Source organism: Pseudomonas rosaeacicularis (assembly GCF_057128745.1).
On the sequence record NZ_JBSKHT010000011.1, the window covers coordinates 152,893 to 173,131 of the forward strand.

Below are 20,239 nucleotides of genomic sequence, written 5' to 3' on the forward strand. Positions count from 1 at the left end.
GGGGTTGAAGCGAGACGATGTTGGCCTGAATGTCTGGCTCTAAACCATCCGTTTGACGGTATTGTCCTTGCGCACAAAGTGATGCCAGACCGCTGCAATGACATGCAGGCCAATGACGTAATAAAAGATCGTGCCCAACAACACGTGATAGTGCTCAAGGCTTTCGGCCGTGCCCTTGGCAATCTCAAAAGGCGAGGGGATGGCCAATTGGGTCAGCGGGATGGGCAGCGCGCCGCGTTCCAGCAGCACAGTGAACAGCCCCATCAACGGCTGGGCGAACAGGAACGCGTACAGCGCGTAATGTGAAACGGTTGCGGCCAGACGCAACGCGCCTTCCAGCGGCGGGGTAATGCCCGGCGGGGTGTGACGGTGGCGTTCGGCAATCCGGAAAAACGCCAGCAACAATACCGCTATGCCCACCCAGAAATGGCTTTGCACCACCAGCGTGCGCAGGTCCGTGCCCTTTGCGAATTGGCTGCGGCTCAGGATCAAGATGTAGGCCAGTACGATCAGGGCGGCCATTGCCCAATGCAGCCAGCGTGCCCGGTAACTGTAGCGTTCTGTGGTGGAAGGTGTCGTCACGGTTCGATCCTCTCTTTTTTTGATGTGAACTGACAGGCGTTCGGTAAACGTCAGGATCAGTGCGACCAGAGATTAACCCAATTCCCGCACGCGATTGAACCCGGAATTCAAAAACCAGAATTTCAGAAATTTAAACTTGAAAGCATGGCAATTGATAAATAACTGCGGCCAATAAAAATTGTTTGATCCCAATAAAGTTAGAGCGCTACTACGGCTGTGGTCCAACGTTATTGCCAAATGAACTAATCCGTTTGAGGGGCACAATAAGCGCTCAATTAAAATTTATTTTTTTAGACTCAGTACTTTATTTTTTAGAATAATTCGTGATAAAAAAACCAATGAAACGGATTTGACAGGTATTGCCTCTGCATCCATCTTTACCTTCTGCAAGAAAGCTCTACCGCTACTGGCCTCCCTAGATCGCCGTTTCTTTGGCGCATTTCCAGCCGGCGCCAAACATTTTTTCATAAGGACCATGAATGATGGAACTCCCGGACTTCGTTCGCCTGTTGAAATCCCAAAACCCAGACTCGGAAGTATGGTGGGATGCTTCACCAACAACATATGCAGCCTTCAGAGAGTTGGTATTACGTCGTTATCCACAACTCACTTCACATATAGAACAATTACTCTCGGCGTTCTGGCTTGATACCAAAAGCGGAATAAGCGGGGCCACCACCAATCCAAGACTGGTGGCGCAGGCATTATTGGAAGATGCCGATATAACCCATGACTGGATTGAGGCCCTGGCACCCGATTCTTCAACGGCGAACAGAGCACGTCAGGTATACGACCGACTGATCGTCGAAGGCGCCCATTTGCTTCGGCCACTGTGGGCGTTGTCGGGCGGTCGACTTGGCTGGTTGTCGGCGCAGGTGGACACCACGCAGTTGCACAGCACCGAGCTGTTGGTCGCTCGAGGGCTGGAGCTGGCGCGGTTGTCACCCAATGTGATGGTCAAGATGCCTGGCAGCCTGAGTGGCTACAACGCCATCGAACAACTGGTGGCCAAAGGTTGCTCGATCAATAACACCCTGTGCTTCACCGCTTCGCAGTTGAGCGCAGGTCTTGCGGCGATTCATCGCGGCAGGCTACTGGCCGGGCAAAACCATGTCGATGTCAGCAGCGCACAGTACGTCATCACCTTCATGATCGGCAGGTTCGGCGATGAACCCCAGTTCGAGCAGCAGGCCCGTCAGTGCGGCATCACACTGACCCAGACCGACAAGCGCTGGGCTGAGCTGGCGATTTATCAGGCGCTTCAGGTGGTGCTGCAGCATTGGCAGACCCCGGCACGACTGCTGCTTTGCAGCCTGCGCGTGGACACCAATGAACACGGCGAAGCATTCGCCTGGCATCTAGAGCGCACCGGCGCCGATACCACCGTTTACACCCTGACGCCGGCAATCATCGATTTTCTCTTGCAGCGCCAGGCCAGCGGTAAACCGGTGTTGCCGGCGTCCAGGCGGTGGAGCATTCCTGATGAGGTCATGAACAAGCTGCTGCGCATCCCTTACTTCACCGATGCGTACTTTGAAAACGGTCTCGACGTCGCAGCGTTCGAGCATCACCCGGCGTTCATCACCGCGCGCAATGAAGCGTGCACCGCCCACGGCCAATTGCAGGCGTTTGTCGAAGGTTTCGCCCGGCAAGCGCTCAACGCCACGCCGATGCCCAGCGGCTGGCGCCATACCTCCCAGACTGGAGCTCAACCATGAACCGCATGATCGCGTTGTGGGCGCACCCCCGTTCGCGCTCCACCGCACTTGAGCGGGTATTTATCGAGCGTCAGGACTTTGAGGTATTCCATGAGCCCTTCGCCCACGTGGCGTTCGATGAATATTCGGCGATCCCGTCCGACGACCTTGATTGCGGCCTGCCGACCACCTATGACGGGGTCAAGGCGTTGTTGCGCAATACCCGCGAGCGCCGTCACGTATTCCATAAAGACATGTGCTACCACTGCCTCGACGAGTTGAAAGTCGACGACGAGTTTCTGTTGGAGCAGCAGCACGTCTTCATCATCCGCGAGCCCGGTCGCGCCATTCTTTCGCACCACGCGATCTTCGCGCAGATGCCGGTGAAGTCAGTCGGGCATCAGGCGCTGTATGAGATTTTCTGCCGCGTGACCCGTCTCACTGGCAAAACGCCCTATGTGATCAACGCCGATGAGCTGGCGCGCAGGCCCGAATACACCGTGCGCAAACTGTGCGATTACCTGCAACTGGCGTTCTTGCCCGGCTCCATGAACTGGCAAGCCTGCTGCCCGCCGCAATGGTTGCCATGGCGCAGTTGGCATCACGACGTTGCGCTCAGTACGGGAATCTCATTGGCCCACACCTCTGACTTCGATGAAACCCAATTGCAGATTCACCCACGGCTGGTTGAGTACTACGAGGTTCACCGGCCGTTTTACGAACGTATGAACCAATTTGCGCAGCAGGGGCAAGCATGAAAAAAGTGGTGATTACCGGCGCGGCAAATGGCATCGGCAGGGCCACGGTGCTTGCGTGTGTGGAAGCGGGGTACTACGTGATCGCCGCCGACAAGGACAAGGAGGGCTTGATGGCGCTGCAGCAAGTACTGGCCAGTGAAGCGCTGGAAGTGCATGTCGCCGACTTTTCCCGGCACGCAGTTTTCAAATCCTTCATCCCCGATTTGTGCAGCAAGTACGGACACGAGTCGCTCTACGCCTTGATCAACAACGCAGGCCTCTACCACGGCAAGAGCGTGTACGACTACTCCGATGAGGAGATCGACGAGATCTGGGCGCTCAATCTTCAATCGCTCGTTTACCTGTCCAAGGACTTCGCCAGGGCCGCCGCCCACACCGATGCCTCGCGTTGCATCATCAATATCGCCTCGGTGGCGGGTGAGGTGGGCAGCTTCGATGCGTTGTATGGCGCCACCAAGGCCGGGGTGATCGGGCTGACCAAGGCCAATGCCTGGAATTTTGCACCGCAGGTTCGGGTGAATGCTGTTTCCCCCGCGCTGATCCTCGACACGTCTATTCACGACCGCATCCCCGAACATCGACGAAAGGAGTACCAGCGCCAAGAAATCCTCAAAGACCCTATTTACCCTGCGGGAGTCGCCGACGTGATCATGTTTTTGTTATCCGATCAGAGCCGGCACATGACCGGAAAAGTTATTTCGGTCGATAACGGCGCCTACCCGCGGTAAGCCCTCATCCTTTTGCGTGTTTTTTTCAGGGAGATTGATATGCATCGCAAAAAATTGCTCATCGTCGGAGGCGGCAACCTCTGTCTGCAAATTTTGCAAATCCTTGCGCCCCGCAATGGATTTCATTTCCACGTTGCCAGTCGCGATTTTGAAGGCGCAACGAGGCTCTGCAATCTCGTGCGGCTGGGTGCGCTGCAATTAGACGCTAACGTTTCAATCCAGCCATGCCACATGGACCTGACCGAGGCGAACATCGAGCGCAACGCCGCGACACTGGCATCGATCAAGCCGGACATCATCGTCAACTGCGCCTCGTTGCAGTCCTGGCGGATCATCACGCAATTACCAAAACCAGGCTTTGAGGCTCTGGACAAAGCGCAACTGGGGCCATGGCTGCCCATGCATCTGGCCCCGGCCTACGCGCTGATGCGAGCCGTCCGACAGTCGGGGGTACGGGCCTTGACAGTCAATGTGGCGTTTCCGGATGCGGTGAATGCAGTGTTGGACAAAGTCGGGCTGGCACCGGACGTGGGCGCGGGCAATATCGCCAATCTGGTGCCAGCGACCCGCAGCGCTATTGCGCTACTGGCTGGATGCGAGCCGGATAAAGTGCGGGTCAAACTGATCGGGCAACATTATTTCAGCCATTACGTGCCACGGGCAGGTTTGCCGGACGAGGCCAATTTCCATCTGTGTTACTGGGTGGACGGCGTGGAGTGGACCGGTGAGTTCAGCGCCCGCAATATTTTTGACCGTGTGGCCACCGCTTTCCGACGTCTGGGGGGCGTCGACGGTCAGTTCCTCACCGCGGCCTCGGCGGTCAACGTCATCGATAATTTGTACGGGCTGCAAGAGATCGAAACCCATGCGCCCGGCCCCCATGGACTGCCGGGTGGCTACCCCGTACGGGTCGGCATGGGCAGGGTGCTGCTTTCGTTGCCCTATGGCATTGGCAGGGCAGAGGCGATCAGCGCCAATCAGTTGGGTCAGCGACAGGACGGCATCGAGCTGATTCGGGCTGACGGCCGAGTGTCCTTTGGCCAGGAACAAATGAACGTCATGGAGTCGCTGCTGGGCTTTTTCATGCCACAGATGCAGGTCGCCGACGCAGCCTCGTGGGCAGACGAGCTAGGCAGCAAATACAAAACCTTCGCTCAAAGCGCGGGCAAACAGGGAGTTTCCACTCATGCCACATCATCGGCCAAGCAATCAGTCCGATTTGCCCCACAGCGTTGATCAGGATTACGCGCGGCAGTACTCACAGGATTTCGTCAGCCGCTGGGATGAGCTGATCGACTGGGACAAGCGCGCCATTGGGGAGGCCGGCTTCTTTACTGACCTGTTGCTCGGCGTCGGTGCTTGTTCGGTACTGGACGTGTCCACGGGCAGCGGATTTCACGCCGTGCAGCTGAAAAAGGCAGGGTTCAAGGTCCGTGCCAGCGATGGCAGCCAGACCATGGTGGATCGGGCGACAGTGAATTTTGCCCGCCACGGCGTGGATATTCCGATTGCCTGCTGCGACTGGATGGACCTTGATCCTGCTCAGCTAGGCATATTCGATGCCGTGCTGTGTCTGGGCAGCTCGCTGTGTCATGTGTTCGACGAGGGCGAGCGGGTGGCGGTGCTGCAACGCTTCCACCAATTGCTACGGCCTGGAGGTTTGCTGGTCGTGGACCAGCGCAATTTTCAGGCGATTCTGGCGGGTCACTTCAAATCGTCCGGGCGCTATTACTACTGCGGGCAGACTGCGCAGGTGACGCTGAGCGAGGTCAATGATCATCTGTGTGAGTTCGTTTACACCTTTAGCGACGAGGCCGTCTTTCGGTTGCGCGTCGCCCCTGTCAGGCCTCAACACCTGCGCAGTGAGATTTTGGCTGCCGGCTTTAAGGGCGTGTACCCGTTCGGTGATTTCAAGTCGCTGTACGACCCGATGCGCGCCGACTTCATCATTCACGTTGCGCATTGCTGAACTACCCAAGCGTCACCACCAAGGAAGGTCACCATGAACATTCAAACCGGCGTCGACGGCAGTCGGCAAATCTATCCGTATTCGTTCACAAGGCACAACGCGCATCAGAGTGCTTCCCCGCCTCAGGTGCTGTGGTTCACCGGGCTCTCGGCAGCAGGTAAATCGACCATCGCCAACAGCCTGAACGCCGTGTTGATTGCACGGGGTCTTAAAACCGCGATTCTGGACGGCGATTCTCTGCGCACTGGACTGTGTCGGGATCTGGGCTTCAGCGAGCAGGATCGCGATGAAAATGTACGGCGCGTCGCCGAGGTTGCCGCGTTGATGATTGACGCCGGATTGACCGTGCTGGTGGCGTTGATTTCGCCCACCCGTGAAGCACGGCACTACGCGCGCTCGATCATCGGCACTGACCGGTTCGTCGAAGTGTTTGTAGACGTGCCATTGGATGTCGCCGAAGCCCGCGATCCCAAAGGCTTGTATCGCCGGGCCAGAAGCGGTGAGCTCAAAGGTTTTACTGGAATAGATTCACCGTATGAACCCCCGGTGTACCCGGAATTGCATGTGCGCAGCGATCAGATCAGTGTCGCAGGCGCCGTTGGACAGATTGATGCCTGGCTGCGTCGCACTCGAGCGGGTTAGCGCCCGGGTTTGCCGCGCCCTGTAGCGGATGTGACGCAGCAGTGGGAACTGTGGGAGGGAGCTTGGTGGCGATGAGCTCAGCACATCCGCTGGATATCTCGCGTCTCTTTGATTAATCGCGAGCAAGCTTGCTCCCACCAAGCTCGCGCCCAACTGACCGATAGCCCTGACATTTCCGAGTTCTCTGCCATGCTTGGTGATCGTGTTGATATCGGAGGTGGGGCATGTCAGTCAGCCAATCCAAGATAAATGCCATCCGCTTGGTTGGGGGGTTGTCGGTACTGGATTTTCTCAACACCTGCGATGGCCGGCGTCCGGGCACGGCGCTGGAGGCCGTGGTCGATAAGTTGTCGAGCCTGGAAGACATCATTCACTGGTACCTGCATGCCGGGTTGATCTCGGCGGATGAGCATCAGCGCTTTTGCGACCTGGTGCAGCAATCTGCGTGGCAGGTGACGGCCTTCAGGGAATTGATCAGTTTTCGTGAGGCGCTTTATCAGTTGCTGTTGCCGGTCGCGTTAGGCAAGACCGTCGATGAGCGCGCGCTTGAAGCGCTCAACGAGCAGTTGGCGCGGACCGCCTGCGAACGTGTGTTGATGTCCTCGCCGTTTGGAACGATGTGGTGCTGGCGTGCTTGTGATTCGCTGCAGGCTATGACCGCCAGCCTGATCGGCCGGGTCGCGGTGCAGGCTGCCGCGCTGTTGACGGGACCTGACCTCGCCAGGCTCAAGGCCTGCGGTACGCCGAACTGCGATTGGCTGTTTATTGACCTCTCAAAAAATGGTCGCCGCCGCTGGTGCCAGATGAACATCTGCGGCAGCCGGGAAAAAGCCCGGCGTTGGGGGGCTTAGTGTGGCAGCTTTTGAGAAACGGGCCCTGCGAACTGTCGTACCGATAGATGGCGGACAAATACGCTGAACGCCTGATGCCTCACTGATTCAAACGTATAAGGTGCCCAACCTGGTGCCCATACGAGGTGAATCATGAAAAACAATCTGAGCGAACAACTGATTTCACAAAATCCTCTGTCGCAAAACCCCGGCCCGGACTACGGCGAAGATGTGGCAACTCCGGGGTTTCCCGAAGAGGGCGTCCCCGGCATCGGCCCTGATGAGGTCCCGCCCGGCGGCCTCGATCCGGCAGATCCGGAAACCCTGCCCAGCGACGCCGACGTTAAAGACGACGACGCGCATCAGATTTAAGGTCCGATTAGCGTCCCATCGTCGGCAAGCCGGACTCCTACGCCCTTCGGGCAGAAGCGGAGTTGTCGCGATCTGATGGGTCGTTGGAGGTTTGCTCGCAATGCTTTTGATTCTGGCCGCAGGCCGTGGGAGCCTGACTTGTCGGCGATCTGCCGGGAACCGGCAGCAGGACCTGTGCACGCGGTATGTCTGACATGCCGAAGACTCTGGTCTGGGTCCGCCTCGCGTCCCATCGTCGGCAAGCCGGACACCTACGCCCTTCAGGCAGAAGCGCAGTTGTGGCAATGCTTGCGCCGTTGTCTGCAACTGCGTAATAAACCCATGGAACCAGCGTCGTCGTCAGGCTTCATATGACCTGAACCGTTCTGTTGACCGGACGCACGAGACTTCTTCCATGAGTGATATCCGCATTGGCATTTCTGGCTGGCGCTACGTGCCTTGGCGCGGGGATTTTTACCCCGAAGGCCTTACACAAAAGAACGAGCTGAAATTCGCCTCGCGTGCGGTCAACAGCATCGAGATCAACGGCTCGTTTTATTCATTGCAGTCCCCGGACCTTTACGCGCGCTGGTATGCCGATACCCCTGAGGACTTTATGTTCAGCCTCAAGGGGCCGCGCTTCATCACCCACGTCAAGCGCCTGAATGAGGTCGAAGAGCCCATCGCCAACTTCTTTGCATCCGGCATTTTCCAGCTCAAAGAAAAGATGGGCCCGATCCTCTGGCAGTTTCCGCCAAGCTTCCGGTTCGATCCCGAGAAGTTTGAACACTTCCTTTCGCTCTTGCCGCACACCGGCAAAGCGGCAAAGGCCTGCGCAAAGGGCGCTGGCGAGCGCATGCACAAGCCTGGCTATCTGGACATTCCGGCCAAGGGCCGTGTGCGTCACGCGGTAGAGATTCGTCACGAAAGCTTCCGCTCCCCTGAATTCATCGCGCTGCTGCGTAAATACAACGTGGCACTGGTAGTGGCGGACACAGCGGGCAAATGGCCTTACCTGGAGGACCTCACCAGCGACTTCGTTTACCTGCGGCTGCATGGCGAAAAAAAGCTCTACGCCAGCGGCTACACCGCGCCTGCCCTCAAACGCTGGGGTGATCGCATTGACGCCTGGTGTCACGGCAAGCAACCGGCCGATGCACACGTGGTGGTCGCCAAAGCTCCGCGGGCGCGCAAATCGCGCGACGTATTTTGCTACTTCGACAACGACATAAAGGTCCGCGCGCCCTACGACGCCCGCTCATTGCTTGAGCGTTTTGATCTCGCCAAAGGGTTGCAAGTGGCGCCCGGCGACCTGCAAGGAGCCCAGTTTTGACCAGCGCTTTAACCCCCCAACACACCACCGGCCCTCGCGAATCAGCCACCACGCAGGTGACGCTCAACGTGCTGACCATGAACATGCACATGGGCTTCGGCTTCTTCAATCGGCGCTTCATCCTGCCGGAGTTGCGCGACGCGGTTCGGCACGTTTCAGCCGACGTCGTGTTCCTGCAGGAAGTCCATGGCGAACAGCAAAATCACGCGCAGAAGGTCAAGGACTGGCCGACCACCTCGCAATACGAGTTTCTCGCCGACAGCATGTGGACCGACTTCGCCTACGGGCGCAATGCGGTCTACCCCCATGGTCATCACGGCAACGCGCTGTTGTCGAAATACCCCATCCTGCGGCACGAAAACCTCGACATCTCCATCCTCGGCACCGAGGAGCGAGGCCTTTTGCACTGCGTGCTCGATGTGCCGCATTTTGGTGAGGTGCACGCGATCTGCGTGCATCTGGGCCTCAAGGAAATACACCGCCAACAACAACTCAAACTGTTAGCCGAACTGCTGGCGCGGTTGCCTCAGGATGCACCGGTCATTGTCGCCGGGGATTTCAACGATTGGCGGCAAAAGGCCGATGCTGCGCTGGCAGGTACCGGCTTGCAGGAAGTGTTCGTCGGTGCTTTCGGCGCGCCGGCAAAAAGTTTCCCGGCACGTTTTCCGCTGTTGCGTCTGGACCGGATTTACGTACGCAACGCCCGCGTTCGCGCCCCCAGAGTGCTGTCCAATCGGCCCTGGTCCCATCTTTCCGATCATGCGCCGCTTTCGGTGGAGGTCACGTTATGAGCGCTAAAAATACCCCGGTCGGGACGTGGCACGACGGCAACTCGGTTGAGTTGCTGATCAACGGAGAAGACTTCTTCACGGCTGTGTTCGACGCCATCGGCGCGGCAAAAAAAGAAGTGCTGATCGAGACCTTCATCATTTTCGAAGATCGTGTCGGTGAAGCGTTGCAACAGGTGCTGATCGACGCGGCCAACCGCGGTGTGCGGGTGGTGATGACTGTTGACGATTACGGCACCAGCGATCTCAGTTCCAGGTTCATCACGCAAATGACCGACGTGGGCGTACAGATTCAGCTGTTCGACCCACGCCCCAAGTTCATGGGCATGCGCACCAACCTGTTCCGTCGCCTGCACCGCAAGGTCGTAGTGATCGATGCCGAAACCGCGTTCATCGGCGGCATCAACTACAGCGTCGATCACATGAGCGACACCGGCATTACGGCCAAACAGGATTACGCGGTGAAAGTGCGCGGGCCGATCGTCGCCGAGATCTACCGCTCCACATCGGGCATGCTCGGGCCGGTGGCCCGCAAAACCTGGTCGCCGCTCAAGGTCGTCACCCGTCAGGCTGGCAGCGCCAGAATGCTGCTGGCCGAACGCGATAACCGCGAGCACACCACCGACATCGAAGAGCAGTACCTCAAAGCGATGCGCACCGCGACACAGCGCATCACCATTGCCAATGCGTATTTCTTCCCCAGTTATCGATTTTTGCGCGAGCTGCGCAGCGCCTCGCGACGTGGGGTCAAGGTCACGTTGATTCTTCAGGGCCAGCCCGACATGCCGTTTGTGCGCATGTGTTCGCGGCTGACCTACACCTGGTTGCTGCGCGAGGGCGTAGTCATTCATGAATACACACAGCGCGCGCTGCACGGCAAGGTCGCACTGATAGACCAGGAATGGTCCACCGTGGGCTCCAGCAATCTGGACCCGTTAAGCCTGGCGCTGAACCTTGAAGCCAACTTGTTCATCCGCGATCAGCGTCTCAATCAGCAATTGCATGAGCATTTGAAGGACCTGGCCGCCGCCCACAGCAAGCAGGTCAACCTCAAGGGGCTGGCGAAAGGGCAGTGGTGGCGCGCACCGATGATCTTCTTGAGTTTCCACTTCTTGCGCCACTTTCCAGCCATTGCCGGGCTGTTTCCGGTGCATGGCCTGCGCCTCAAACCTGTCCGCACCCCGGAAGTGATTCCGGAAGCGGCAGAACTCAAACGTGAACTGCCAGATCAGGAGAAGTCGGTATGAGCGCGGTGTCCGAAACGTCCAATGGCCAGCCGCAAAATCCGGCTCAGGAAAAGCCCGCCGGCAAGCACGCCACGCTGCTGAAATGGGCAAAGATCGTCTTCACGCTGTTCTTCTTCATCGCTGTGCCGGTGATGTTGTTTTTGCTGGTCAAGAATCTGGACTGGAACGAGGTCAAGCAGGCGCTGCAGTCCTACAAGGCCAGCACCCTGGCGCTGGGGTTTTTGATCGCCGCGGGGAGTTACCTGACCTATTGCGGCTTCGATATCCTCGCGCGGCGCTACACCGAGCACAAACTGTCGGTGAAGCAGATCATTCCGGTGACCTTCGTGTGCTACGCGTTCAACCTCAACCTGAGTTCATGGGTCGGCGGCATCGCGTTGCGCTACCGGTTGTATTCGCGGCTTGGACTGGACGTACCAACCATCACGCGGATCCTCAGCCTGAGCCTGATTACCAACTGGTTGGGCTACATGCTGCTCGCCGGGATCGTGTTTTCGGCGCGCTTCATCGATATGCCGGACGGCTGGAAGATTGGCGACACGACCCTGCAATTGATTGGCTTCGCACTGCTGGCGGTGTGTTTGACGTACTTTGCCGCGTGCCGATTCTCGAAGAAGCGCACCTGGAAGTTTCGCAAGCAGGAGCTGGTGCTGCCCTCGCTGAACCAAGCGCTGCGTCAGGCCTTGCTCGGTGCGTTGAACTGGGGATTGATGGCGCTGCTGATTTACGTGCTGCTGCCGGAAAAGGCGTTTTATCCCGCCGTGCTCGGAATCTTGCTGATCAGCAGTATCGCCGGCGTCATCGCCCATATCCCGGCCGGTTTGGGCGTACTGGAAACTGTGTTCATCGCCCTGATGCAGCATCAGTTCTCCAAAGGGCAGTTACTGGCGGCGTTGATCGGCTATCGGGTGATCTACTTCCTGGTGCCGCTGCTGCTGGCGCTGGTGGTGTATGCGGTGCTGGAGAAAAGGGCGAAGACCATGCGGCGTAATAATGAGGCGCAGGAAGGGCGCGAAACAAACGCCTGAGTGCGGGCTTGTCGGGATCCTGTAGGAGCGAACTTGTTCGCGAAGCTTTGCGTCGGGTGTATTCGGTTGGCCGCCTCGCCAACAAGTTGGCTCCTACAGAACGCTTAGTCTTTTTGCGCAAACATGCGCACTGCATCCACCGCATTATTAGTCCCGTCACTGATCTGCACGATGGCCGAGCCTGCCTGATCGGCCAGGTCCACACCTTTGGCTGCGTTGGTGCGGGTATTGTCCATGCTGGTGATGGCTTGTTGGGTCTCGCTTTGGATCACTTGAATCATCTGCGCGATCTCCTCGGTGGAGCGGCTGGTGCGCCCCGCCAGTTGCCGCACTTCGTCTGCTACCACGGCAAATCCTCGTCCCTGATCACCTGCGCGCGCGGCCTCGATCGCCGCATTGAGTGCCAACAGATTGGTCTGGTCGGCGATGCTGCGAATCGTGTTGACGATGGCGGTAATCTGCTCGGAGCGTTCACCGAGCTGACCAATGATGCGTGAGGAATCCTCGATATTGCGCGAGATCTGGCGCATCTCGCTGGCGGCCTGCTGGATCACCTGCGTGCCTTGCTCGGCGACTTTCTGGGTTTGCACCGAGATGTGGTAGGCCTGGGAAGCGCTGCGCGAATCCTGCTCGTGCCGTTCGATGCGCGCGGTGATGTCGGAGGCGAACTTGACCACTTTGCACAGCACCCCGCTGGCGTCGTACACCGGGTTGTAACTCGCTTCCACCCATAGCGTTTGCCCGTTGCGACCGACCCGCTTGAACTGGCCGCTGAAAAATTCGCCTTTGTTCAGCCGCCGCCAGAAATCCTGATATTCGGCACTGGCAATCACGTCCGCCGGGCACAGCAGTTTGTGATTCTTGCCGAGCAACTCCTGGCGGTTATAGCCCATCAGCCGCAGCAAATTGTCGTTGGCCGCGATGATGTTGCCCGCCAGATCGAACTCAATGACCGCCATGGCCCGGTCGATGGCCGCCAGCTTGCTCTTGGTTTCATTTTCCGCCTGGACTTTATCGGTGACGTCCATGGCGTACTTGATGATCTTGATCACCTTGCCGTCCAAGTCCTTGATCGGGTTGTAGCTTGCTTCCAGCCACACGGTGCGGCCGTCGCCCGCAACCCGCTGGAAGGTCGAGGAAACGAATTCGCCGTTGCTCAACCGAGCCCAGAGTCTGGCGTACTCGCTGCTGCGCGCGAAATCCGGTGTGCAGAACATCTTGTGTTCCTTGCCCACCACTTGCTCGCTGCGGTAGCGCATCGTGCTTAAAAAGTTGTCGTTGGCCGACAGCACGAAGCCATTGAGGTCGAACTCGATGCTGGCCATGGAACGATTGATGGCGTCGAGCAGGCTGGTCTGGTGCGACAGGGTGAGTTGCAGGTCTTGTACAAGTTTCTTCTTGGATGAGTCAAAGAACATGGCGGCGGCTCAAGACGTGTAGATGCAGAGGGTTCCTGTCCATGGCCCGGCGAGCGCGGGCTGGCACTCTGCTGCTATTCCTTCGCAGTGAGTTGATCATACGTGGATGCCACTAAAAAGCCATACAAATAGTTGTACAGCTCGTCGGTTCTGTATAAGGCTGTCACCGATCTGTAGCAGCGAACTTGTTCGCGAGACCCCAGCGGCGCCGAGAGGTCCGCTTCGCCAACAAGTTGGCTCCTACAGGCTTCCACTAATCATCAAACCCCACCTGCTCGGACATTTCGTCGACTTTCAATTCCAGCCGATACGCCACGGCGATAAACAGCGCCTGGCACAGGCATAAGGTGGCGCTTAGGGAGCGGAAGGCGAATGAGCTGCCTTCGTTGACCAGCAGCACCGAGTCGGCGCGCTTAGCCAGGGGCGAAAGGTTGCTGTCCGTAATGATCAGCGTCTTGGCCTGATGATGCTGAGCGATGCGCAGACAGTGCTGGGTTTCTTTGCCGTAGGGCGTGAAGCTGATGGCGATAACCAGATCGTTGGCGCGCACGCTGCGCATTTGTTCGCGATAGCTGCCGCCCAGCCCTGAGATCAAGTGAATGCGCTTGTTGGTGTGTTGCAGGTTGTAAACCAGATAATCGGCCACCGCGAACGAGCGTCGCACCCCGACCACGTAGATGTTGTCGGCGTTGACCACCAGATCCACGGCCTTGTCGAACGCCTCGTCGTCCAGTTCCACGGCCAGACGCTCCAGTCCGGACAGGGTGGCGTTTACGCATTCGCGGGCCAGGTCGCCCCCGCTGGCTTTCTGCGACTTGTTGGCGATCATGCTGCGGATGCGTTGCTGGTAATTTTGCACCGGTGTGGCTTTGTGGGTGTAAGCCTCGCGGAACAGCGCCTGCATCTCGCTGAACCCGCTGAAACCAAAGCGCTGGGAGAAACGCACGATGGCCGAAGGGTGCACTTCGCATTCACGGGCGATGTCGCTGATGCGATCGACCATGATCCGGTCGCTCTGCTGGCTCATGTAGCTGGCAATGCGCTTGAGCTGGCGTGGCAGGCTTTCATACTCGGTGGTGATCAGCGTGAGCAGCGCTTGCGCAGACTCCGGCGGGCTGGCCAGCACGGCATCGGGGGCGACGGTCTCGACGCTGGTGTCAGGCAAAGACGGCTGATCGGTGCTGGACATACGCTTGAGTTCCTTTGGGTTGTTCTTATGTGCGCACGCCGCGCAAGTTCTCAGTAGGAGCGAATTCATTCGCGAGGCGCAGGGCCTGACATTCCGCATCGAGCCCTCGCCAACAAGTTGGCTCCTACAGCTTACCGCGCATGATCCTGGATGGCACTAAATGGAAAAAATATTCCACATTAAAAAAATTCAGAATAATTGTTGATCAGTGTTTCTAGGCGATCTAGTCTGCATCCACCAAGAGCGTTTCATGCACCCGTGCATGACGCAGGCTGATAAAAATAACAGGAGCCACTATGGGCCAGACTCGTTTTGCTGCCGGGCGTGAATTGGATGTGATTTGCCTGGGGCGCCTGGGCGTCGATCTGTACGCGCAGCAGGTAGGCGCGCGCCTTGAGGACGTCAGCAGTTTTGCCAAGTACCTGGGCGGTTCTTCCGCCAACATCGCATTCGGCACTGCGCGGCTGGGCTTGAAGTCGGCCATGCTGAGCCGCGTTGGCGACGATCATATGGGCCGTTTCCTCATTGAATCCCTGGCCGGCGAAGGCTGCGATGTCAGCGGCATCAAGGTCGATCCGGAACGCCTGACCGCCATGGTGCTGCTTGGCATCAAAGACCGCGAAACCTTCCCGCTGGTGTTCTACCGCGAAAACTGCGCCGACATGGCCCTGAGCAGCGACGACATCGACGAAGCCCAAATTGCGTCCAGCAAAGCGCTGCTGATCACCGGCACGCATTTCTCCACCGATCAGGTGTTCAAGGCCAGCAGCCAAGCCCTGGATTACGCTGAAAAACACAACGTCAGACGCGTGCTGGACATCGATTACCGCCCGGTTCTTTGGGGGCTGGCGAGCAAAGCCGATGGCGCCACGCGTTTTGTGGCCGACCAGAAGGTCAGCCAGCACGTGCAACGCATCCTGCCGCGTTTCGACCTGATCGTCGGCACCGAAGAAGAATTCCTGATTGCCGGCGGCGACACCGATTTGCTCACAGCCCTGCGCACCGTGCGAGAACTGACGGCGGCGACCTTGGTGGTCAAGCTCGGCCCCCAGGGCTGCACGGTGATCCACGGCGCGATTCCAACCCGCCTCGAAGACGGCTCGATCTACCCCGGCGTGCGCGTCGAGGTGCTGAACGTGCTGGGGGCGGGCGATGCGTTCATGTCCGGCTTCCTCAAAGGCTGGCTCAACGACGAATCCGACGAGCGCTGCTGCCAGTTGGCCAACGCCTGCGGCGGCCTGGTTGTATCGCGTCACGCCTGCGCGCCGGCCATGCCGACCTTGGCCGAACTCAATTACCTGCTCAGCAGCCCGGTGCCGATTACGCGCCCCGATCAGGACCCGATCCTGCAGCGCCTGCATCAGGTCAGCGTGCCGCGCAAACAGTGGCGTCAGCTGTTCATCTTCGCGTTCGATCATCGTGGTCAGTTGGTGGAGCTGGCGCAGAAGGCCGGGCGTGACCTCAACAGCATCGGCCAGCTCAAGCAGTTGTTCATTCGGGCGGTGGAGCGGGTTGAGGCCGATTTGATCAAGCGCGGCATTCCGGCCGACGTCGGGCTGTTGGCCGATCAGCGTTTCGCTCAGGGCTCCCTCAACGCTGCCACCGGGCGCGGCTGGTGGGTCGCGCGTCCGGTGGAAGTACAAGGCTCGCGTCCGCTGGCGTTCGAGCATGGTCGCTCGGTCGGCAGCAACCTGCTGACTTGGCCCAAGGAACAGATCATCAAGTGTCTGGTGCAATACCACCCCGATGACGAACCGCTGCTGCGTCTGGAGCAGGAAGCGCAAATCAAGGGCCTGTATGAAGCGTCTCAGGCCAGCGGTCATGAATTGCTGCTGGAAATCATCCCGCCCAAGGATCATCCCTCGACCTATCCCGACATCATGCTGCGTTCGCTAAAACGCCTGTACAACCTCGGCATTTACCCTGCGTGGTGGAAAATCGAAGCGCAGACGGCCCAGGTCTGGGAGCAACTCGACGCGCTGATTCAAGAGCGCGACCCGTACTGCCGCGGCGTCGTATTGTTGGGGCTCAACGCACCGGCGCAGGATCTGGCCGACGGCTTCAAACAGGCCAGCAAAAGCACGACGTGCCGTGGTTTTGCCGTGGGGCGCACGATCTTCGATGAGCCCAGCCGAGCGTGGTTTGAAGGCGAGATCGACGACGCTGGCCTGATTGCCCGGGTGCAGGCCAATTTCTGTTTCCTGATTGAATCCTGGCGTGACGCTCGGGCCTGATCGCTCAGCTGACTTTTGCCAGCCACAAAAACAAAAAAGGTGCAGAACATGCCCGTTTCCTCAATCCGCATTGGCATCAACCCGATCTCCTGGAGCAATGACGACTTGCCCGCCCTCGGCGGAGAAACGCCGCTGAGCACCGCCCTCAGCGAAGGCAAGCAGATCGGCTACGAAGGTTTCGAGCTCAACGGCAAATTCCCCAAGGACGCCAAGGGTGTAGGCGACGTGTTGCGCCCCTACGACCTGGCGCTGGTCTCGGGTTGGTATTCCAGCCGTCTGGCCAGCCGCTCGGTGGCTGAGGAAATTGAATCCATCGCCAGTCACGTTGAGCTGCTTAAACAGAACGGCGCGAGCGTGCTGGTCTACGGCGAAGTGGCCGATTCGATTCAGGGCCAGCGCATTCGTCTGGTGGAACGCCCGCGTTTTCACAGCGAGCGCGCCTGGCAGGACTACGCTGACAAACTCACTGAACTGGCTCGCTTCACGTTGTCCCAAGGCGTGCGTCTGGCCTATCACCACCATATGGGCGCTTACGTTGAATCCCCCGAAGACATCGACCAACTGATGACGCGCACTGGCGCGGAAGTGGGGCTGTTGTTCGATTCGGGGCATTGCTACATGGGTGGCGGCGATCCATTGCAGGTGCTGCGCATGCACATCGACCGGGTCTGTCACGTGCACTTCAAGGACGTGCGTAAACCGGTGGTGCAACTGGCCCGAAACAACTTGTGGAGCTTCCCCGATTGCATCATCAACGGCACTTTCACGGTGCCCGGCGACGGCGACATTGATTTCGCCGCGCTGCTCGATGTATTGATTCAGGCCAATTACAGCGGCTGGTTGGTGGTGGAGGCTGAGCAAGACCCCGCCGTCGCGCCGAGCTACATTTATGCTGAAAAGGGCTACCAGACGCTGCGCAACCTGCTGGCCGCCGCCCAAGAACAAAATCCCGCCCAAAGGAGTGTGTGAGCATGAACCTGTTGGTCAAGAGCAAGCCCGAGGGCCGCGACGTGGTGGCCCTCGCTGAAGGCGTTCTGGAATACGTCGGTTTTTCGGCCCATCGCCTGACCGTTGGCGAGCGTTTGCCGGTCAGCGCCGGGGATAAAGAGCTGTGCCTGGTACTGCTCAGCGGACGAATAAACGTCAGCGGCGAGTCGCCGGAGCAGGGCGCGTTCAACTGGGACAACATCGGCGACCGACAATCGGTGTTCGAAGACAAATCCCCCTTCGCCGTATATCTGCCGCCCGGCAGTCAGGCGCAAGTCACGGCCTTGAGCGCGGTGCAAATAGCGGTCTGCGCAGCGCCCGGCGACACCAGCAAGGACTTGCCTGCGCGGCTGATCAAGCCCGAGACCATGAAACGCAGCGTACGCGGCAAAGGCGCCAATACGCGCTATGTGTGCGACATCCTGCCGGACACGGAACCGGCCAACGCGCTGTTGGTGGTGGAGGTCCGCACACCGTCCGGGCATTCGTCCAGCTACCCGCCGCACAAGCACGACACCGACGATCTGCCGCACCAGAGCTTTCTCGAAGAAACCTATTACCACCAGATCAACCCCGCGCAGGGCTACGTGTTCCAGCGCGTGTACACCGACGATCGCAGCATTGATCAAGCCATGGCCGTGGAGAACAATGATCTGGTGACGGTGCCCAAGGGCTACCATCCGGTGAGCGTGCCCTATGGTTACGAGTCCTATTATCTGAACGTGATGGCCGGGCCTAAACGCGCCTGGCATTTCCACAACGATCCCGAGCACAGTTGGCTGCTCGATCTTTAGGCTCTCATGAACGGTGGTTGCGCTTCGGTGATGCTGCGTTAAAAACAGACCTTCGCTCTCCGGCCTTTCATGAAGACCCTACAACTTTTTTTAAGGAGCAGATCATGAGCAACACCCCGGTTATCGGTCATTACATCAACGGCCAGATTCAGGACAGCGGCGAGCGCTTCAGCGACGTGTTCAATCCGGCCACCGGCGAGGTCCAAGGGCGCGTGGCACTGGCCAGCGTTCAGACCGTCGATGAGGCAGTGGCTGCCGCGCAGGCAGCGTTCCCGGCGTGGGCCGATCAGTCGTCGCTGCGTCGAGCGCGGGTGATGTTCAAGTTCAAGGAACTGCTGGATCAGCATCACGACGAGCTGGCGGCGATCATCTGTCGCGAGCACGGCAAAGTGTTCTCCGACGCCAAGGGCGAAGTGGTGCGTGGCATTGAAATCGTAGAATTTGCCTGTGGCGCGCCGACCCTGCTCAAGACCGATTTCAGCGACAATATCGGCGGCGGCATCGACAACTGGAACCTGCGTCAGCCGCTGGGCGTATGTGCGGGTGTCACGCCGTTCAACTTCCCGGTGATGGTGCCGCTGTGGATGATCCCCATGGCGCTGGTCACTGGTAACTGCTTCATCCTCAAGCCCTCTGAGCGTGATCCTTCCGCCAGCCTTTTAATGGCCCGCCTGCTGAAAGAAGCCGGTCTGCCGGACGGGGTGTTCAGCGTGGTGCAGGGCGACAAGGTGGCGGTGGATGCGCTGTTGCAGCACAAGGGTATCGAAGCGATTTCGTTTGTCGGCTCGACGCCGATTGCCGAATACATCCATCAGCAGGGTACGGCTGCCGGCAAACGCGTTCAGGCGTTGGGCGGGGCGAAAAACCACATGATCGTCATGCCCGATGCCGATCTGGATCAGGCGGCTGACGCGCTGATCGGCGCCGCTTATGGCTCGGCGGGCGAACGCTGCATGGCGATTTCGATTGCCGTGGTGGTGGGCGATGTCGGGCAGAAGCTGATCGACAAACTGCTGCCGCGCATCGACGCGCTGAAAGTCGGCAACGGCATGAACGCCGATTCGGACATGGGCCCGCTGGTGACGGCGGTGCACAAGGCCAAGGTCGAGGGTTATATCGATCAGGGCGTGAAGGAAGGCGCGAAACTGATCGTCGACGGGCGCAATTTCTCGGTGCCGGGGGCAGAGAAGGGCTTCTTCGTCGGCGCGACGCTGTTCGACGACGTGACGCCTGAGATGAGCATCTATAAAGAAGAGATTTTCGGTCCGGTGCTGGGGATCGTCCACGTGGCGGATTTTGCGGCGGCAGTGGAGCTGATCAACGCCCACGAGTTCGGCAACGGCGTGTCGTGCTTCACCAGCGACGGCGGCATTGCTCGGGCGTTTGCGCGCAACATCAAGGTGGGGATGGTGGGGATCAACGTGCCGATTCCGGTGCCGATGGCCTGGCACTCGTTCGGGGGCTGGAAACGCTCGTTATTCGGCGATCACCATGCCTACGGCGAAGAAGGCTTGCGCTTCTACAGCCGCTACAAAAGCGTGATGCAGCGCTGGCCGGACAGCATCGTCAAAGGCGCGGAATTCAGCATGCCGACCGCGAAATAACCGGAACGGCGTTTTGTAGGAGCCAACTTGTTGGCGAGATATACAACGCGGTCTGCCTGA

Annotated in this window: 19 protein-coding genes and 1 pseudogene; 16 read left to right on the forward strand and 4 right to left on the reverse strand. The window is 58.8% G+C overall.

The window, feature by feature from the left end:
- Positions 1–39 precede the first annotated feature (39 nt).
- On the reverse strand, positions 40–582 hold the full coding sequence (locus ACWKWM_RS15890; RefSeq protein WP_483847047.1) for a cytochrome b: 543 nt from the start codon (positions 580–582) through the stop codon (positions 40–42).
- Between the two features lie 479 nt (positions 583–1,061).
- Here ACWKWM_RS15890 and ACWKWM_RS15895 point away from each other — a divergent pair, with 479 nt between their 5' ends.
- From ACWKWM_RS15895 to ACWKWM_RS15950, 12 genes are all read left to right on the forward strand, one after another.
- Positions 1,062–2,300, forward strand: a complete 1,239-nt coding sequence (locus tag ACWKWM_RS15895; protein ID WP_483847048.1) for a transaldolase family protein — start codon at positions 1,062–1,064, stop codon at positions 2,298–2,300.
- On the forward strand, positions 2,297–3,037 hold the full coding sequence (locus ACWKWM_RS15900; protein ID WP_483847049.1) for a sulfotransferase-like domain-containing protein: 741 nt from the start codon (positions 2,297–2,299) through the stop codon (positions 3,035–3,037). The genes ACWKWM_RS15895 and ACWKWM_RS15900 overlap by 4 nt, the downstream gene beginning before the upstream one ends.
- Positions 3,034–3,765 (forward strand): SDR family NAD(P)-dependent oxidoreductase, encoded by a 732-nt coding sequence (locus tag ACWKWM_RS15905; RefSeq protein ID WP_483847050.1) that lies wholly within the window; start codon positions 3,034–3,036, stop codon positions 3,763–3,765. The genes ACWKWM_RS15900 and ACWKWM_RS15905 overlap by 4 nt, the downstream gene beginning before the upstream one ends.
- A gap of 39 nt (positions 3,766–3,804) precedes the next feature.
- Positions 3,805–5,001 carry a hypothetical protein gene (locus ACWKWM_RS15910; RefSeq protein WP_483847051.1) on the forward strand — a complete coding sequence of 399 codons (1,197 nt, stop codon included), beginning with the start codon at positions 3,805–3,807 and terminating at the stop codon, positions 4,999–5,001.
- Positions 4,952–5,734 (forward strand): class I SAM-dependent methyltransferase, encoded by a 783-nt coding sequence (locus ACWKWM_RS15915; protein WP_483847052.1) that lies wholly within the window; start codon positions 4,952–4,954, stop codon positions 5,732–5,734. The genes ACWKWM_RS15910 and ACWKWM_RS15915 overlap by 50 nt, the downstream gene beginning before the upstream one ends.
- A gap of 33 nt (positions 5,735–5,767) precedes the next feature.
- A complete protein-coding gene (gene cysC / locus ACWKWM_RS15920; RefSeq protein ID WP_483847053.1) occupies positions 5,768–6,376 on the forward strand; it encodes an adenylyl-sulfate kinase in 609 nt (202 codons plus the stop codon).
- Between the two features lie 224 nt (positions 6,377–6,600).
- Positions 6,601–7,227, forward strand: coding sequence for a CGNR zinc finger domain-containing protein (locus ACWKWM_RS15925; protein ID WP_483847054.1), 627 nt, complete (start codon positions 6,601–6,603; stop codon positions 7,225–7,227).
- 132 nt (positions 7,228–7,359) lie between these two features.
- Positions 7,360–7,578, forward strand: a complete 219-nt coding sequence (locus ACWKWM_RS15930; RefSeq protein WP_483847055.1) for a hypothetical protein — start codon at positions 7,360–7,362, stop codon at positions 7,576–7,578.
- Between the two features lie 394 nt (positions 7,579–7,972).
- On the forward strand, positions 7,973–8,890 hold the full coding sequence (locus ACWKWM_RS15935; RefSeq protein WP_483847056.1) for a DUF72 domain-containing protein: 918 nt from the start codon (positions 7,973–7,975) through the stop codon (positions 8,888–8,890).
- Between the two features lie 89 nt (positions 8,891–8,979).
- Positions 8,980–9,681: an endonuclease/exonuclease/phosphatase family protein gene (locus ACWKWM_RS15940; RefSeq protein WP_483847135.1), complete on the forward strand. Its 702-nt coding sequence runs from the start codon at positions 8,980–8,982 to the stop codon at positions 9,679–9,681.
- Entirely contained in the window at positions 9,678–10,925 is a 1,248-nt protein-coding gene (clsB, locus tag ACWKWM_RS15945; RefSeq protein WP_483847057.1) for a cardiolipin synthase ClsB, read from the forward strand. Before ACWKWM_RS15940 ends, clsB begins: the two co-directional genes overlap by 4 nt.
- Positions 10,922–11,953, forward strand: a complete 1,032-nt coding sequence (locus ACWKWM_RS15950; RefSeq protein ID WP_483847058.1) for a lysylphosphatidylglycerol synthase domain-containing protein — start codon at positions 10,922–10,924, stop codon at positions 11,951–11,953. Before clsB ends, ACWKWM_RS15950 begins: the two co-directional genes overlap by 4 nt.
- 104 nt (positions 11,954–12,057) lie before the next feature.
- On the opposite strand, the gene ACWKWM_RS15955 is transcribed toward ACWKWM_RS15950, so the two are convergent.
- From ACWKWM_RS15955 to ACWKWM_RS15965, 3 genes and pseudogenes are all read right to left on the reverse strand, one after another.
- Positions 12,058–12,543: a methyl-accepting chemotaxis protein gene (locus tag ACWKWM_RS15955; RefSeq protein ID WP_483847136.1), complete on the reverse strand. Its 486-nt coding sequence runs from the start codon at positions 12,541–12,543 to the stop codon at positions 12,058–12,060.
- Positions 12,544–12,594: 51 nt separating this feature from the next.
- Positions 12,595–13,371 (reverse strand): annotated as a pseudogene (locus ACWKWM_RS15960) (PAS domain-containing protein); the annotation flags it as partial.
- Positions 13,372–13,624: 253 nt separating this feature from the next.
- Positions 13,625–14,560, reverse strand: a complete 936-nt coding sequence (locus tag ACWKWM_RS15965; RefSeq protein ID WP_483847059.1) for a MurR/RpiR family transcriptional regulator — start codon at positions 14,558–14,560, stop codon at positions 13,625–13,627.
- A gap of 296 nt (positions 14,561–14,856) precedes the next feature.
- Between ACWKWM_RS15965 and ACWKWM_RS15970 the strand changes: the two genes are divergently transcribed.
- The 4 genes from ACWKWM_RS15970 to ACWKWM_RS15985 all read left to right on the forward strand — a co-directional run bounded on the left by ACWKWM_RS15970 (position 14,857) and on the right by ACWKWM_RS15985 (position 20,179).
- The gene (locus ACWKWM_RS15970; protein WP_483847060.1) at positions 14,857–16,794 is read left to right on the forward strand and encodes a bifunctional 5-dehydro-2-deoxygluconokinase/5-dehydro-2-deoxyphosphogluconate aldolase; all 1,938 of its coding nucleotides are present in this window, start codon (positions 14,857–14,859) and stop codon (positions 16,792–16,794) included.
- A 48-nt stretch (positions 16,795–16,842) separates the two neighbouring features.
- Complete coding sequence (gene iolE / locus ACWKWM_RS15975; RefSeq protein WP_483847061.1) at positions 16,843–17,763, forward strand: myo-inosose-2 dehydratase; 921 nt, start codon at positions 16,843–16,845, stop codon at positions 17,761–17,763.
- Positions 17,764–17,765: 2 nt separating this feature from the next.
- Positions 17,766–18,575 (forward strand): 5-deoxy-glucuronate isomerase, encoded by an 810-nt coding sequence (iolB, locus tag ACWKWM_RS15980; RefSeq protein ID WP_483847062.1) that lies wholly within the window; start codon positions 17,766–17,768, stop codon positions 18,573–18,575.
- A 104-nt stretch (positions 18,576–18,679) separates the two neighbouring features.
- Positions 18,680–20,179 (forward strand): CoA-acylating methylmalonate-semialdehyde dehydrogenase, encoded by a 1,500-nt coding sequence (locus ACWKWM_RS15985; protein ID WP_483847063.1) that lies wholly within the window; start codon positions 18,680–18,682, stop codon positions 20,177–20,179.
- Positions 20,180–20,239 lie beyond the last annotated feature (60 nt).

Bases quoted from the DNA above. Each gene is read 5' to 3' on its own strand.
- ACWKWM_RS15895 (WP_483847048.1), top strand. From the start codon at position 1,062: ATGATGGAACTCCCGGACTTCGTTCGCCTGTTGAAATCCCAAAACCCA.
- ACWKWM_RS15900 (WP_483847049.1), top strand. From the start codon at position 2,297: ATGAACCGCATGATCGCGTTGTGGGCGCACCCCCGTTCGCGCTCCACC.
- ACWKWM_RS15905 (WP_483847050.1), top strand. From the start codon at position 3,034: ATGAAAAAAGTGGTGATTACCGGCGCGGCAAATGGCATCGGCAGGGCC.
- ACWKWM_RS15910 (WP_483847051.1), top strand. From the start codon at position 3,805: ATGCATCGCAAAAAATTGCTCATCGTCGGAGGCGGCAACCTCTGTCTG.
- ACWKWM_RS15915 (WP_483847052.1), top strand. From the start codon at position 4,952: ATGCCACATCATCGGCCAAGCAATCAGTCCGATTTGCCCCACAGCGTT.
- cysC (WP_483847053.1), top strand. From the start codon at position 5,768: ATGAACATTCAAACCGGCGTCGACGGCAGTCGGCAAATCTATCCGTAT.
- ACWKWM_RS15925 (WP_483847054.1), top strand. From the start codon at position 6,601: ATGTCAGTCAGCCAATCCAAGATAAATGCCATCCGCTTGGTTGGGGGG.
- ACWKWM_RS15930 (WP_483847055.1), top strand. From the start codon at position 7,360: ATGAAAAACAATCTGAGCGAACAACTGATTTCACAAAATCCTCTGTCG.
- ACWKWM_RS15935 (WP_483847056.1), top strand. From the start codon at position 7,973: ATGAGTGATATCCGCATTGGCATTTCTGGCTGGCGCTACGTGCCTTGG.
- ACWKWM_RS15940 (WP_483847135.1), top strand. From the start codon at position 8,980: ATGGGCTTCGGCTTCTTCAATCGGCGCTTCATCCTGCCGGAGTTGCGC.
- clsB (WP_483847057.1), top strand. From the start codon at position 9,678: ATGAGCGCTAAAAATACCCCGGTCGGGACGTGGCACGACGGCAACTCG.
- ACWKWM_RS15950 (WP_483847058.1), top strand. From the start codon at position 10,922: ATGAGCGCGGTGTCCGAAACGTCCAATGGCCAGCCGCAAAATCCGGCT.
- ACWKWM_RS15965 (WP_483847059.1), bottom strand. From the start codon at position 14,560: ATGTCCAGCACCGATCAGCCGTCTTTGCCTGACACCAGCGTCGAGACC.
- ACWKWM_RS15970 (WP_483847060.1), top strand. From the start codon at position 14,857: ATGGGCCAGACTCGTTTTGCTGCCGGGCGTGAATTGGATGTGATTTGC.
- iolE (WP_483847061.1), top strand. From the start codon at position 16,843: ATGCCCGTTTCCTCAATCCGCATTGGCATCAACCCGATCTCCTGGAGC.
- iolB (WP_483847062.1), top strand. From the start codon at position 17,766: ATGAACCTGTTGGTCAAGAGCAAGCCCGAGGGCCGCGACGTGGTGGCC.
- ACWKWM_RS15985 (WP_483847063.1), top strand. From the start codon at position 18,680: ATGAGCAACACCCCGGTTATCGGTCATTACATCAACGGCCAGATTCAG.